This window comes from Streptomyces sp. NPDC007991 (genome assembly GCF_042958445.1).
In the GTDB taxonomy this organism is placed as follows: domain Bacteria; phylum Actinomycetota; class Actinomycetes; order Streptomycetales; family Streptomycetaceae; genus Streptomyces.
Window position 1 is genome coordinate 635,082 of the sequence record NZ_JBIBJD010000002.1, and the last position, 13,287, is coordinate 648,368.

12 protein-coding genes are annotated in these 13,287 nt (G+C 71.2%); 11 read left to right on the plus strand and 1 reads right to left on the minus strand.

The window, feature by feature from the left end; genetic code table 11:
* The first annotated feature begins 36 nt into the window (after nucleotides 1-36).
* The 10 genes from ACFZDA_RS06960 to ACFZDA_RS07005 are packed head-to-tail and all read left to right on the plus strand — an operon-like array spanning nucleotide 37 to nucleotide 9,915.
* Nucleotides 37-1,458, plus strand: a complete 1,422-nt coding sequence (locus tag ACFZDA_RS06960) for an extracellular solute-binding protein (RefSeq protein ID WP_391076015.1) — start codon at nucleotides 37-39, stop codon at nucleotides 1,456-1,458.
* A gap of 2 nt (nucleotides 1,459-1,460) precedes the next feature.
* Entirely contained in the window at nucleotides 1,461-2,339 is an 879-nt protein-coding gene (locus ACFZDA_RS06965; RefSeq protein ID WP_391076019.1) for an ABC transporter permease subunit, read from the plus strand.
* Nucleotides 2,336-3,160 carry an ABC transporter permease subunit gene (locus ACFZDA_RS06970; protein WP_391076022.1) on the plus strand — a complete coding sequence of 275 codons (825 nt, stop codon included), beginning with the start codon at nucleotides 2,336-2,338 and terminating at the stop codon, nucleotides 3,158-3,160. The genes ACFZDA_RS06965 and ACFZDA_RS06970 overlap by 4 nt, the downstream gene beginning before the upstream one ends.
* Entirely contained in the window at nucleotides 3,157-4,245 is a 1,089-nt protein-coding gene (locus ACFZDA_RS06975; protein ID WP_391076025.1) for an ATP-binding cassette domain-containing protein, read from the plus strand. Before ACFZDA_RS06970 ends, ACFZDA_RS06975 begins: the two co-directional genes overlap by 4 nt.
* A complete protein-coding gene (locus ACFZDA_RS06980; protein WP_391076027.1) occupies nucleotides 4,242-5,066 on the plus strand; it encodes a DeoR family transcriptional regulator in 825 nt (274 codons plus the stop codon). The genes ACFZDA_RS06975 and ACFZDA_RS06980 overlap by 4 nt, the downstream gene beginning before the upstream one ends.
* Nucleotides 5,044-6,123: an ATP-binding cassette domain-containing protein gene (locus ACFZDA_RS06985; protein WP_391076030.1), complete on the plus strand. Its 1,080-nt coding sequence runs from the start codon at nucleotides 5,044-5,046 to the stop codon at nucleotides 6,121-6,123. The genes ACFZDA_RS06980 and ACFZDA_RS06985 overlap by 23 nt, the downstream gene beginning before the upstream one ends.
* Nucleotides 6,120-7,151 (plus strand): NAD(P)-dependent oxidoreductase, encoded by a 1,032-nt coding sequence (locus ACFZDA_RS06990; RefSeq protein WP_391076033.1) that lies wholly within the window; start codon nucleotides 6,120-6,122, stop codon nucleotides 7,149-7,151. The genes ACFZDA_RS06985 and ACFZDA_RS06990 overlap by 4 nt, the downstream gene beginning before the upstream one ends.
* A 30-nt stretch (nucleotides 7,152-7,181) precedes the next feature.
* Nucleotides 7,182-8,606 carry an FGGY family carbohydrate kinase gene (locus tag ACFZDA_RS06995; RefSeq protein WP_391076035.1) on the plus strand — a complete coding sequence of 475 codons (1,425 nt, stop codon included), beginning with the start codon at nucleotides 7,182-7,184 and terminating at the stop codon, nucleotides 8,604-8,606.
* Nucleotides 8,607-8,632: 26 nt separating this feature from the next.
* Nucleotides 8,633-9,694: a glycerophosphodiester phosphodiesterase family protein gene (locus ACFZDA_RS07000; protein WP_391076038.1), complete on the plus strand. Its 1,062-nt coding sequence runs from the start codon at nucleotides 8,633-8,635 to the stop codon at nucleotides 9,692-9,694.
* Complete coding sequence (locus ACFZDA_RS07005; RefSeq protein WP_391076041.1) at nucleotides 9,694-9,915, plus strand: hypothetical protein; 222 nt, start codon at nucleotides 9,694-9,696, stop codon at nucleotides 9,913-9,915. The genes ACFZDA_RS07000 and ACFZDA_RS07005 overlap by 1 nt, the downstream gene beginning before the upstream one ends.
* Before the next feature lie 3 nt (nucleotides 9,916-9,918).
* Here ACFZDA_RS07005 and ACFZDA_RS07010 read toward each other — a convergent pair whose 3' ends face one another.
* A complete protein-coding gene (locus ACFZDA_RS07010; protein ID WP_391076045.1) occupies nucleotides 9,919-10,554 on the minus strand; it encodes a DsbA family protein in 636 nt (211 codons plus the stop codon).
* 137 nt (nucleotides 10,555-10,691) lie between these two features.
* Between ACFZDA_RS07010 and pepN the strand changes: the two genes are divergently transcribed.
* Nucleotides 10,692-13,271: an aminopeptidase N gene (gene pepN, locus ACFZDA_RS07015; RefSeq protein ID WP_391076049.1), complete on the plus strand. Its 2,580-nt coding sequence runs from the start codon at nucleotides 10,692-10,694 to the stop codon at nucleotides 13,269-13,271.
* The last annotated feature ends 16 nt before the right edge of the window (nucleotides 13,272-13,287 follow it).

The window sequence follows — 13,287 nt, forward strand, 5'->3', positions numbered from 1 at the left end:
GTGTTAACCAGCCCCATCCCCCACGTGGAGGTACGGATGGACACGCACGTGCACGACCGGCGGCGCTTCCTCGCGCTCGCCGCCGGGGCTGCCGCGGCCCCGCTGCTCACGGCCTGCGGCGCCGGATTCGGCGGGGACGACAGCAAGAGCGACGGGTCCGCCGCGGACGACGTCACCGGCTCCTTCGACTGGAAGCGGGAGAAGGGCACCACCGTCAAGGCGCTGCTCAACAAGCACCCGTACACGGACGCGTTGATCGCCGACCTGAAGTCCTTCACCGCGAAGACCGGCATCAAGGTCGAGTACGACGTCTTCCCGGAGGACAACTACTTCGACAAGCTCACCGTGGACCTGTCCAGCGGTCGTGCCTCCTACGACGTGTTCATGCTCGGCGCGTACATGGTGTGGCAGTACGGTCCGCCGGGCTGGCTGGAGGACCTCGGGCCCTGGATGCGCAACTCCTCGGCGACGGGCGCCGAGTGGGACCAGGCGGACTTCTTCCCGAACCTGCTGCAGGCCGACCAGTGGTCGCTGAAGGCGGGCGCACCACTGGGGCAGGGCGGGCAGTACGCGCTGCCGTGGGGCTGGGAGACGAACGTCGTCGCCTACAACACGGAGGTGTTCGGGAAGCTGGGCCTGAAGCCGGCCGAGACCTTCGAGGAACTGACCGAACTCGCGGGCACCATCAAGCAGCGGGCGCCGGGCGCGGGCTTCGACGGGATGTACGGGATCGCCGTACGCGGGTCCAGGAGCTGGGCCACCATCCACCCCGGCTTCATGACGATGTACGCCCGCAACGGACTGACGGACTTCAGGGTCGACGGCGGGAAGCTCACCCCCGTCATGAACAGCTCCGATGCCGTCGCCTTCACGGAGGACTGGGCCGGCATGGTCAAGCGGGGCGGGCCGCCGTCCTGGACGTCGTACACCTGGTACCAGTGCTCCAGTGACCTCGGCGCGAAGAAGGCCGGGATGCTGTTCGACGCCGACACGGCGGCCTACTTCCAGGCGGTGAAGGGCGCGAGCCCCGCCTCCGGGAAGATCGCCTTCCACCCCGGCCCGAAGGGGCCCGACGGGTCCCTGGCCACCAACATGTGGATCTGGTCGCTCGGCATGAACGCCAAGAGCAAGAAGAAGAGCGCCAGTTGGCTGTTCCTGCAGTGGGCGACCGGCAAGGAGCACCTGCGCAAGAGCGCGATCACGCACAACCACATCGACCCGGTGCGCAAGTCGGTCGCCGACGACGCCGCGTACAAGGACAAGATGCGGCATCTGCCGGGCTTCCTGGAGACCTTCGAGACGGTCGTCGACCAGACCAGGATCCAGTTCACCCCGCAGGCGCAGTTCTTCGACGCGACGACCAGCTGGGCCGCCGCCCTCCAGGAGATCTACGGCGGCAAGGACGCGAAGTCCGTCCTGGACGGGCTGGCGGACGACCTCGCCGACAAGGTGCGTTAGCGATGCGGCTCGCGCTGCGTCCGTACCTCCTGATCGTGCCCGCACTGCTGCTGACCTGCGGGATCCTCTACCCGTTCGGGCTCGGCCTGTACTACACGCTGTTCGACTTCTCGGCGAGCAAACCGCAGCCGGACATGGTGCGGCTGGAGAACTACAGAGCCGTCTTCACGCAGGAGGCGTTCTGGAACTCGGCGTGGGTGACGGTGCTGTACGCGGTCGGGGCGGCCCTCGCCGAGACCGTGCTCGGGGTGGCCGTCGCCCTGCTGCTGCACCGCTCGACCCTGGTGGGCCGGGTGCTGGAGAAGATCCTGATCCTGCCGCTGATGATCGCCCCGGTGATCGCCGCGATCATCTGGAAGCTGATGCTCCAGCCCTCGGTGGGAGTGGTCAACTACCTGCTGCGGCCCCTCGGTCTGGGCGGGGTGCAGTGGACGGACACCCCGACGGGTGCCCTGCTGTCGTCGATCGCCGTGGACGTGTGGGTGTACACGCCGTTCGTGGCGATCCTCGCCCTCGCCGGTCTGCGGTCGCTGCCCACCTCCCCCTTCGAGGCGGCGGCCGTGGACGGCGCGGGGTGGTGGTACACGTTCCGGCGGCTGACCCTGCCGATGCTGTGGCCGTACGTGCTGGTGGCGGTGATCTTCCGGTTCATGGACTCGCTGAAGGTGTTCGACATCATCTACGCCCTCACCGAGGGCGGGCCCGGTGACTCGACCGTCGTCCTGCAGATCCGGGCGTATCTGGAAGCCATCCGCTTCCAGCGCTACTCCTTCGGGATCAGCTACACGATCGTGCTGTGGGCCGTGGTGTATCTGGCCGCGATGGTGCTGGTGAAGCACCTGGGGAAGATCCAGCGCAAGGCCGCGGAGGTCACCACATGAGGAAACGTGTCCTGGGGTGGCTGGGCGACGCCGCCCTCGTCCTCTACTTCGTCTTCGCGCTGTTCCCGATCGCCTGGATGGTGATCCTGTCGCTGAAGCCGGCGGACCAGCTCTTCTCCACCTACTTCTCCTTCTCCCCCACCCTCGACGGCTACCGGACGGTCCTCGGCGACAGCGAGGGCATCCCGTTCGTGCGGTTCTTCGTCAACAGCCTGGTGGTGTCGGTCGGTGCGGTGGTGCTGTCGCTGGTGGTCGGGCTGCCGGCGGCGTACGCCTCGGCGCGGTGGCGGTTCAAGGGCTCGGAGAACCTGATGTTCACGCTGCTGTCGTTCCGCTTCGCGCCCGAACTGACCGTGATTATCCCGCTGTTCGTGCTGTACCAGAAGCTCGGCCTGTTCGACACGTACGTCGGCATGGTGTGGGTGCTGCAACTGGTCACCCTGCCGCTGATCGTGTGGATCATGCGGTCGTACTTCGCCGACCTCACGCCCGAACTGGAGCAGGCGGCCCTGCTCGACGGCTACACCCGCAAGCAGGCCTTCTTCAAGGTGGCCCTGCCGCTGGTCAAGCCGGGCATCGCGGCCGTGTCCCTGCTGGCGTTCATCTTCGCCTGGAACAACTTCGTCTTCCCGCTGATCCTGACCTCCAACGAGGCCCAGACGGTGACCGTGGGCGCGCTGTCCTTCCTCGGCGGCGACCGGCCCAAGTACAACCTGACGGCCGCCGCCGCGCTGGTGTCCGTCGTACCGCCGCTGCTGCTGGCGCTGACGATCCAGCGGTATCTGGTGCGGGGACTGTCCTTCGGGGCGGTGAAGTCATGATCCGGCTGAGCGGGATACGGAAGCGGTACGGGAAGACCGTCGCGCTCGACGAGCTCGAACTGGAAGTCCGGGAGGGCGAGTTCTTCTGCCTGCTCGGCCCGTCGGGCGCGGGCAAGACCACGACGTTGAAGACCGTCGCCGGGCTCGAACAGCCCGACGCCGGCACGGTCGTGCTCGACGGCAGGGACATGCGGGGTGTGGAGCCCTACGACCGGGGCGTGGCGATGTGCTTCGAGAGCTACGCCCTTTACCCGCACCGCTCGGCCTACGACAACCTCGCCTCGCCCCTGCGCTCGCCCCGGCACCGGCTGCCCGCCGCCGAGGCCCGGCAGCGGATCGGCGCGATCGCCGAACTGCTCGGGATCTCGGGGCTGTTGGACCGGCCCGTGGGCCGGCTGTCCAACGGGCAGCGGCAGCGCGTCGCCCTCGGCCGGGTGCTGGTCCGCCCCGCCCGGGCCTTCCTCCTCGACGAGCCGCTCTCCCACCTCGACGCCAAACTCCGCCAGCAGATGCGGGCCGAGCTGAAGGCGATCGGGGCCGTGCAGCACACCACCACCCTGTACGTCACCCACGACTCGGTCGAGGCACTGGCCCTCGGCGACCGGATCGGGGTGATCCGGCAGGGGCGGATCGTGCAGACGGGCACGCGGGAGGAGATCTGGTACCGGCCGTACGACACGGAGGTCGCGCGGGCCTTCGGGCGGCCCCGGATCAATCTGCTGCCGGGCGTGGTGACGGAGCACGGGGTGCGGTCGGACGGCGGGGTGGAGCTGCCGGTCCGGGCCGGAGCCCCGGCGGGCACCGAGGTCCTCGTCGGCATCCGCCCCCGGGACATCGCCCTGCACGGCGAGGGCCACGAGGTGACCGGGACCGTGTACGTGACCGAGGTGCTCGGCCGGGCCGTCGAGGTCACCGTCCGGCTCGGGACCGGGGAGCAGCGGGTGTCGCTGGTGGCCCCCCGGGCGGACGCGGCACGCCTTCGTCCGGACGATCCGGTACGGCTCGCGGTCCGGCCTGAGAACCTGCTGCTGTTCGAGGCCGACCGGCCGGAGCGACCGGGACGACGGATAGAGACACAGCGATGAGCGGCAGCAGTGGCGGACAGCAGGGACCGGCGGCGCGGCAGGCCGCCATGGCCGAGCGGGTGCTGGCCGACGGATCGGCGACGGCGGCGGAGCTCGCCGAGCGGTTCGGGGTGAGCCTGATGACCATCCACCGGGACCTCGACGAGCTCGAACGGCAGGGCATCGTACGGAAGTTCCGGGGCGGGGTGACCGCGCAGCCCTCTGGGGTCTTCGAGTCGAACGTGCAGTACCGGCTGAAGACCATGCGGGCCGAGAAGGCCGCGGTCGCCGAGCACGCGCTGCGGATGGTGGAGCCCGGCATGGCGATCCTGCTGGACGACTCCACGTCCACCCTGGAGATAGCCCGGCGCCTGCGCACGGGCGAGGTCACGCCGCTGACGGTCGTCACCAACTTCCTGGAGGCGATCAACCTGCTGGCCGACCAGCGGGGCATCCACCTGATGGCGCTCGGCGGCGACTACGACCCGCTGCACTCCTCCTTCCTGGGGGTGTCCTGCGTGGAGGCGGTCGAGCAGTTGCGGGTGGACGTGTGCTTCGCGTCGACGTCGGCCGTGCACGGGGGCTACGCCTACCACCAGGAGCAGCACATCGTGTCCGTGAAGCGGGCGATGCTCGACGCGGCGGCACGCAACGTCCTGCTGATCGACCACACCAAGCTCGGCCGGGTCGCCCTGCACCGGGTCGTCCCGCTGTCCCGCTTCGACACGCTCCTCGTGGACGACGGGGCGTCGGCGGAGGCACTGCGGGACCTGGACGAGCACAAGGTCCGTTACGAGGTTTGCGCGACGAAGGGCAGCGATGACCGAGCTGGAGCTACGTGATCTGCGCAAGACCTACCGGGCCCGGGGCCGTCCGGGCGTGGACGCGGTGCGCGGCCTCGACCTCGGCTTGCGTTCCGGGGAGCTGCTCGGGCTGCTCGGCCCGTCGGGCTGCGGCAAGTCGACGACGCTGCGGATGATCGCCGGCCTGGAGTCGGTGACCGGCGGTGACATCCTGGTCGGCGGGGCGTCGGTGGTCGAGCGGCCCGCGCAGCAGCGCAACATCGGGGTGGCGTTCGAGAACTACGCGCTGTATCCGCCGCTGTCGGTCGCGGAGAACCTGGCGTTCGGGCTGAAGGCCCGGGGCCGTAAGGCTCGTGGGGACGTCGACCGCAAGGTGAGGGAGATCGCCGAACGGGTCGGTCTGACCGACCTCCTCGACGCCCGCCCGGCCGGCCTGTCCAGCGGTCAGAAGCAGCGCGTGTCGCTGGCCCGGGCCCTGATCCGCGAGCCGGACGTGCTGCTGCTCGACGAGCCGCTGTCCCATCTGGACGCGGCCCAGCGGGACACCACCCGCCGTGAACTCAAGCGGATCCAGAAGGACCTGGGCCACACCACGATCCTGGTCACCCACGACCAGGAGGAGGCCCTGTCCCTCGCCGACCGGATCGCCGTGATGAAGGACGGCGTCATCCAGCAGCTCGGCACCCCCTACGAGATCTACGACAGCCCGGCCAACGTGTTCGTCGCGGACTTCGTCGGGGAGCCCGCGATCACCCTGCTGCCCGGTATCGCCGACGGCGACGGCCACGCCCGCCTCTCCGACTCGGCGCGGATCGCGCTGCCCGTGCCGGTGGAGGAGGGCCGGGAGGTGGTGGTCGGGATCCGCCCGGAGGACGTCCGGCTCACCGCCGAGGAGGGCCTGTCCGCCCGGGTCGTCGCCCACGAACCCCTGCTGGAGTCGGGCCTGGCGACCCTCGCCCTCGACGGGGTGGAACGGCACCTGGTCGTCCTCACCGACCCCGAGGTACGGCTCGCCCACGACGAGCGGGTCCGGGTCGCCGCCGACCTCCGGCACACCCATGTCTTCGACGCCGAGACGGGAGACTCCCTGCGATGACTGACGGAAACAGCGTGCGTGTGGTGGCCGCCGGTGACCACTTCGTCCTGCCGTCGCTGATCACACGGGCGGTGCGGCACGAGGTGGAAGAGGCCCGGGTGACGGAAGTGAGGCTCGGCTGGCCGCTGGAGCCGTTCGGGCCGGTCGCCGAGGTGCGGGAGGCCAGTGACGCCGAGGACGAGATGATCGAGGCGCTGGCCGGGGCACAGGTGCTGGTCACGCAGATGGGGCCGGTCACCGAGCGGGTGCTCGCCGCCTGCCCCGAGCTGAGGCTGGTCGTGGTCTGCCGGGGCGGGCCGGTCAACGTCAACCTGGACGCGGCCAAGCAGCGGGACGTGCGGGTGTGCTTCGCGCCGGGCCGCAACGCCGCCGCCACCGCCGAGTTCACCGTCGGCATGATGCTGGCCGCGCTGCGCCGCATCCCCCAGGCCCACGACCCGCTGGCCCGGCAGGGCAGCTGGGAGGGCGCGACGTACTACACGTACGAGCAAAGCGGTCTGGAGCTGGAGGACCTGCCCGTCGGGCTGGTCGGGTACGGGGCCGTCGGCAGCCGGGTGGCCCGCGTGCTGTGCGCGTTCGGGGCGCGGGTGATGGTCTACGACCCGTATGTGCACGGTGAGATCCATGGACTGCGGGTGACCTCGCTGGACGAACTCCTGGGCCGCTCCCAGGTGATCACCCTGCACGCCCGGCTCACCCCCGAGACCCGCGGGCTGATCGGCGCCCGGGAGCTGGGGCTGCTGCCGTCCGGCGCGGTGGTGGTGAACGTGGCCCGGGGCCCGCTGCTGGACGAGGGCGCGCTGTGCGACGCGCTGGAGAGCGGGCGGGTGTCGGCGGCGGCGCTCGACACCTACGAGCGGGAGCCGCTGCCGGCGGATTCGCGGCTTCTCGGGCTGGGCGACCGTGTCGTCCTGACCCCGCATCTCGGTGGCGCGTCGCGCGCCGTGGCTCAGAAGGCGGCGCGGATCGCCGCCGAAGAGGTGGGCCGCTGGGTGCGCGGCGAGCCGCTCGCGCACTGCCTGACCTGAGGCCTTGACAGGACCCTTGAGGGGAGCCGCATGTACGTCGGTATCGATGTGGGCACGTCCATGGTCAAGGCGGCGGCCTTCGACGACACGGGCCGGGAACTGGCCGTGTCCTCCCGCCCGGTGGGCCTGGAACTGCACGGCGGGTTCGTCGAGCAGGACATGGACGAGGTGTACGGGGCGGTCGTCGCCGTGCTCGACGAGGTCACCGGACGGGTCCCGGGGCCGGTGGAGCTGGCCGGGCTCACCGGGCAGGGCGACGGGGTGTGGCTGGTCGACGGCGAGGGGCGGCCCGTGCGGGCGGCGGCCTCCTGGATGGACGGGCGGGCGCACGAACTGGTCGACCGGTGGCTGGCCGACGGCACCTTCGAGACGGTGTTCCGGCGGACCGGCAGCGCGATGTTCCCGGGCTGCCCGGGGCCGCTGCTGGCCTGGCTGGACAGCAACGAACCGAAGGCGCTGGATGCCGCGAAAGCCGCCCTGTACTGCAAGGACATGGTGTTCCAGCGGCTGACGGGGGCGGGCCCGGCGACGGATGTGTCGGACGCCTCGATGCCGTTTCTGGACCCGCGCACCCGGACGTACGACAACCGGGTCGTGGAGCTGCTGGGGCTCACGCACCGCCGCCGTCTGCTGGCCCCCGTCAGCGACCCGGTGGCCACGGCCGAGGCGCACGGCGAGGGCCTGCCGTCCGGCACCCGGATCGCGAACGGCCCGTACGATCTGCCGGCCTGCGCGCTGGGCGCCGGGGTGACGGCCCCGGGGGACGGTCTGCTGATCGTCGGCACCTGCCTGGCCAGCCTGGTCGCCACGACCGAGCTGGACCTGAGCGGCGAGCCCGCGGGCCTGTACATCTCCACGGACCGGCCCGGCCACTGGCTGCGCGCCATGCCCGCGATGGTCGGCACGGCGGCCGTGGACTGGGTGCTGTCGACGACGGGCGTACGTCACGACGAGGTGGACGGCCTGCTGGCGCAGACGCCGCCGGGCGCGAACGGCGTCCGCGTGCTGCCCTACTTCGCGCCCTCCGGGGAACGGGCCCCCTTCGTCGAGCCCCGGCTGCGCGCCGAACTCACCGGTGTCTGCCTGGAGTCGACCCGGGGCGATCTGGTCCGCGCCACCTGCGAGGGCATCGGCTACGCCGCCCGGCACTGCCTGGAGGCGGCGGGCCTCGACGGGAATCTGGCCGTCTGCGGCGGCGGCACCCGCAGCCCCGCCTGGATGCGGCTGCTCGCCGATGTGCTCGGCCGGCCGCTGCGGGTCGTCGAGGGCGAGGTGGGCGCCCGGGGCGCGGTCCTCGCGGCGGCCGAGCGGTACGGGGTGCCGCTGGACGCGCGGGTGTGGACCCGGCCGACGGAGGTCGTCGAGCCGGACCCGGCCCGGGCCGCGTCCTACACCGAGGGCTACGAGGAGCATCTGGTCCGGCTCGCGCAGGCGCGGGCCCGGGCCCGTACATGAATCCGCCTACCGGGAAAGGGAGTCGCATGCGGCTCGCACGGAGATCTCTGCTGCTCGCGGCGGCCGCGGGAACGGCCACAGCTGCCACAGCCACCACAACCGCCACAGCCGCACCGGCGGGGACCGAACCCCGCGGCGGTCCGGTGGTCATCGGCCACCGCGGCGCGGCCGGCTGGCGCCCCGAGCACACGGCCGCCTCGTACACGTACGCCGTGCAGACGGGCGCCGACTGGATCGAACCGGACCTGGTGCCGACGAAGGACCACGTGCTGGTGGTCCGGCACGAGAACGAGATCTCCCAGACCACCGACGTGGCCCGCAGGCCGGAGTTCGCCGGCCGCCGCACGACGAAGACGGTCGACGGCCGGTCCGTGACCGGCTGGTTCACGGAGGACTTCACCCTCGCCGAACTGAAGACGCTGCGGGCGGTGGAGCGGCTGCCGCAGGTCCGCAACCGCAACACGGTCTTCGACGGGCGCGAGGAGGTCATGACCTTCCAGGAGGTCGTCGCCCTGGCACGGAAGCTGTCGAAGGCGCACGGCCGGACGATCGCGGTCTTCCCGGAGACCAAGCACCCGACGTACTTCCGGTCCATCGGGCTGCCGCTGGAGCCGAAGCTGGCGACCGCGATCCGCCGGGCCCGGCTCGGCCCGCGCGAGTGCGTCGTGCAGTCCTTCGAGCCGACGAGCCTGCGGCGCCTGACGGGCCTGGGCGTGCCGCTGTGGCAGGCCCTGGGCACGACGGGCGGGCCGTACGACCTGGCCTCGTCCGGCGACCCCACGACCTACCGGGACATGATGACGCCGGCGGGCCTGGCCCGGATCGCGCGGTACGCGGACTGGATCGGCCCGGACAAGTCCTCGCTCGCCGGCACGTCGCTCCTCGCGGACGCGCACGCGGCGGGCCTGCGCGTGGGGCCGTACACCTTCCGGGCGGAGAACCAGTTCCTGCCGGCGGACTTGCGGCGGGGAACCGGACCGAACGATTTCGGGGACGCGTTCGCCGAATACGCGCTGTACTACCGCATGGGGGTCGATGCGGTCGTCACCGACTTCCCGGACCTGGCGGTGATGGCGAGGAGCGGCTGATGTTCTTCAAGGACAAGCACTGCCCGACCTGTGGCGGCGGCGGTACGCAGGTGTTCACACCGCTCAAGCCCGAGGAGAGGAAGGCGCTCGGGACGGACCGCACCGACCTGTGGCGCTGCACCGCCCCGGGCTGCCGGTGGTATCAGCCCTGGGGCCATCAGGCCGGCGGGGGCCGGCTCCCGGAGGAACTGCAGAACCCGGGAGCCGACGCACCGGTGTGAGCCCTAGAGGTTGGAGAAGTCCGGCCCCTTGGTGCGGGTGCGCTTGATCTCGTAGAAGCCGGGGACCGAGGCCACGGCGAGGGTGCCGTCCCAGAGGCGGGCGGCCTCCTCGCCCTTGGGGGCCGGGGTGACGACGGGACCGAAGAAGGCGAGCTGCCCGCCGTCCGCTCCGGGCACGGCGATGACCGGGGTGCCGACCTCCTGGCCGACCTTGTCGATGCCCTCCTTGTGGGAGGCGCGCAGCTCGGGCTCGTACCGGGTGCCGTCCCAGTGCTCCATGAGGGACTCGGGCAGGCCGACGTCCTTCAGGGCGGCGGCGACCGTCTCCTTGCCGGGGCCCTCGCCCTGGTTGTGGATGCGGGTGCCGAGTGCGGTGTAGAGGTCGCCGAGCACCTCGGCGCCGTGCTCCTGCTGTGCGGCTATGACGACCCGGACAGGGCCCCAGCCCGTCTCCAGCAGCTCGCGGTACCTCTCGGGCAGCTCGTCCAGCTTGTCCTCGTTGAGCACCGAGAGGCTCATGACGTGCCAGCGGACCTCGATGTCCCTGACCTTCTCCACCTCCAGCACCCAGCGGGAGGTCATCCACGCCCAGGGGCACAGCGGGTCGAACCAGAAGTCGACGGGCGTCTTGTCCGACATGTCTCTCCTCATGAGGAAACCGTTTCTCCGGCAACGTCTCCGCTCGCTCCGGTCATTCCCGGCTGCCCGGTGTCAGGGGCGCGTGGCAGGATCGGTGCTGTTCAGCCGTATCCGACGACGCTTGAGGAGTTCCGCCCGTGCCCGGTGAGAATCTGTCCCGCGACGAGGCCCGGGAGCGGGCCGCCCTGATCGGCGTCGACGGGTACGAGGTGTCCCTCGACCTGCGGTCCGCGGTCGGTGAGGACGACACCGACGGGCCCCGCACGTTCCGGTCGGTCACGACCGTCCGGTTCCGCTGCAACGAGCCCGGTGCGAGCACCTTTGCCGATCTGATCGCCCCGAGCGTGACGGCCGTCTCACTCAACGGACGGGATCTGGACCCCGGCGAGGTCTTCGACGGTTCGCGGATCACGCTGGAGGACCTGGCCGCCGACAACGAGTTGGTGGTCGACGCGCAGTGCGCCTACTCCCGCACCGGCGAGGGCCTGCACCGCTTCGTCGATCCCGAGGACGGCGAGGTGTACCTGTACACGCAGTACGAGCCGGCCGACTCCCGCCGCGTCTTCGCGGGCTTCGAGCAGCCCGACCTCAAGGCCCCGTTCCGCTTCGAGGTGCGGGCGCCCGAGGGCTGGACGGTGTGGAGCAACGGGGCGGGCGAACGGGCCGACGGGGTGTGGCGGTTCGCCGAGACCAAGCCGATCTCGACGTACATCACGTGTGTGGTGGCGGGCCCGTACCACTACGTGACCGACACGTACACGCGTACGTTCGCGGACGGCACGACGCTGGAGATCCCCCTCGGCGCCCTGTGCCGCAAGGGCCTCGCGCCCCACTTCGACGCCGAGGACGTCTTCCTGGTCACCAAGCAGGGCCTGGACTTCTTCCACGACCACTTCGACTACCCGTACCCGTTCGGGAAGTACGACCAGGCGTTCGTGCCCGAGTACAACCTGGGCGCGATGGAGAACCCGGGTCTGGTGACGTTCCGGGAGGAGTTCATCTTCCGGGGCAAGGTGACGCAGGCGTCCTACGAGGGCCGGGCCAACGTCATCCTGCACGAGATGGCGCACATGTGGTTCGGCGACCTGGTCACCATGGAGTGGTGGGACGACCTGTGGCTGAAGGAGTCGTTCGCGGACTTCATGGGCGAGTTCTCGCTGGTCGGCGCGACCCGATTCGTCAACGGCTGGATCACCTTCGCCAACCGCCGCAAGTCCTGGGCCTACCGGGCCGACCAGCTGCCCTCCACACACCCCATCACGGCCGACATCCGCGACCTGCAGGACGCCAAGCTGAACTTCGACGGCATCACGTACGCCAAGGGCGCGTCGGTGCTGAAGCAGCTCGTGGCGTACGTCGGCCAGGACGCGTTCCTGGAGGGCGCCCGGCGCTACTTCAAGCGGCACGCGTACGGCAACACGCGCCTCGGTGACCTGCTGTCGGTGCTGGAGGAGACCAGCGGCCGGGACATGAGCGCCTGGGCGCGGTCCTGGCTCCAGACGGCCGGGGTGAACGCGCTGACCCCGCAGCTGCTGCTGGATCCGCAGGGCCGGGTGGCGGAGCTGGCGGTGGTGCAGGAGGCGGCCGAGTCCCATCCGGAACTGCGCCCGCACCGGGTGGCGGTGGGCCTGTACCGGGCGACGGACGACGGGGCGGTCGAGCGGTACGCGCGCGCCGAGGTGGACGTCGAGGGCCCGCGGACGGTCGTGGCGGAGCTGTCCGGCGCCGAGGCGCCCGACCTGGTCCTGGTCAACGACGACGACCTGACGTACTGCAAGATCCGCTTCGACGAGACCTCGCTGGCCACGCTGCGCGAGCACCTGGGGTCGGTGACCGACCCGCTGGCGCGTGCCCTGTGCTGGTCGGCGCTGTGGAACATGACGCGGGACGCGCTGCTCCCGGCGGGCGACTTCGTGGACCTGGTGCTGCGGTTCGCGGGGGGCGAGTCCGAGATCGGCGTGGTGCAGATGCTGCATGCGTGGGCCGAGTCGGCGGTCACGCACTACGCGGCGCCCGCTCGGCGGGAGACGACCGCCCGCCTGCTCGCCGAGGGCGCGCGGCGCGAGCTGTACGCGGCCGGGCCGGGCAGCGAGCACCAGCTGGCGTGGGCGCGTTTCTTCGCCCGGACGGCCACGGCCGAGGCGGACTTCGAGCTGCTGAGTGATCTGCTGGCGGGCACGGCCTCGGTCGACGGCCTCGCCCTGGACCAGGAGCTGCGGTGGGTGTTCCTGGAGCCGCTGGCCGCGCACGGGGCGGTGGACGAGAAGGCGCTGGCCGAGGAGCTGGCCCGGGACGACACGGCCTCCGGCAAGCGCCACCAGGTGCGCTGTCTGGCCGCCCGGCCGTCGGCGGCGGTCAAGGCGCAGGCGTGGGCGCGGGTCGTGGAGTCGGACACGCTGTCCAACGCCATGGTCGAGGCGACCATCGCGGGCTTCTCCCAGGGCTCGCAGCGGGACCTGCTCGCGCCGTACGCGCAGAAGTACTTCGCGGCGATCGAGCGGGTGTGGGCCGAGCGGTCCATCCAGATCGGGATGCACGTGGTGCAGGGCATGTTCCCCTCGCTCCAGCAGTCCCCGGAGACCCTCGCCGCCACGGACGCGTGGCTTCAGACCCACCGGGAGGCGGCCCCGGCCCTGCGCCGGCTGGTGCTGGAGGCCCGGGACGACCTGGCGCGGGCGCTGCGCGCGCAGGCGTGCGACGAGGCCTCTGGCCAGTAGCTTTGGCCTGAGGTCG

Coding starts and splice junctions, on each gene's coding strand:
- ACFZDA_RS06960 (WP_391076015.1), top strand. CDS start 37: ATGGACACGCACGTGCACGACCGGCGGCGCTTCCTCGCGCTCGCCGCC.
- ACFZDA_RS06965 (WP_391076019.1), top strand. CDS start 1,461: ATGCGGCTCGCGCTGCGTCCGTACCTCCTGATCGTGCCCGCACTGCTG.
- ACFZDA_RS06970 (WP_391076022.1), top strand. CDS start 2,336: ATGAGGAAACGTGTCCTGGGGTGGCTGGGCGACGCCGCCCTCGTCCTC.
- ACFZDA_RS06975 (WP_391076025.1), top strand. CDS start 3,157: ATGATCCGGCTGAGCGGGATACGGAAGCGGTACGGGAAGACCGTCGCG.
- ACFZDA_RS06980 (WP_391076027.1), top strand. CDS start 4,242: ATGAGCGGCAGCAGTGGCGGACAGCAGGGACCGGCGGCGCGGCAGGCC.
- ACFZDA_RS06985 (WP_391076030.1), top strand. CDS start 5,044: ATGACCGAGCTGGAGCTACGTGATCTGCGCAAGACCTACCGGGCCCGG.
- ACFZDA_RS06990 (WP_391076033.1), top strand. CDS start 6,120: ATGACTGACGGAAACAGCGTGCGTGTGGTGGCCGCCGGTGACCACTTC.
- ACFZDA_RS06995 (WP_391076035.1), top strand. CDS start 7,182: ATGTACGTCGGTATCGATGTGGGCACGTCCATGGTCAAGGCGGCGGCC.
- ACFZDA_RS07000 (WP_391076038.1), top strand. CDS start 8,633: ATGCGGCTCGCACGGAGATCTCTGCTGCTCGCGGCGGCCGCGGGAACG.
- ACFZDA_RS07005 (WP_391076041.1), top strand. CDS start 9,694: ATGTTCTTCAAGGACAAGCACTGCCCGACCTGTGGCGGCGGCGGTACG.
- ACFZDA_RS07010 (WP_391076045.1), bottom strand. CDS start 10,554: ATGTCGGACAAGACGCCCGTCGACTTCTGGTTCGACCCGCTGTGCCCC.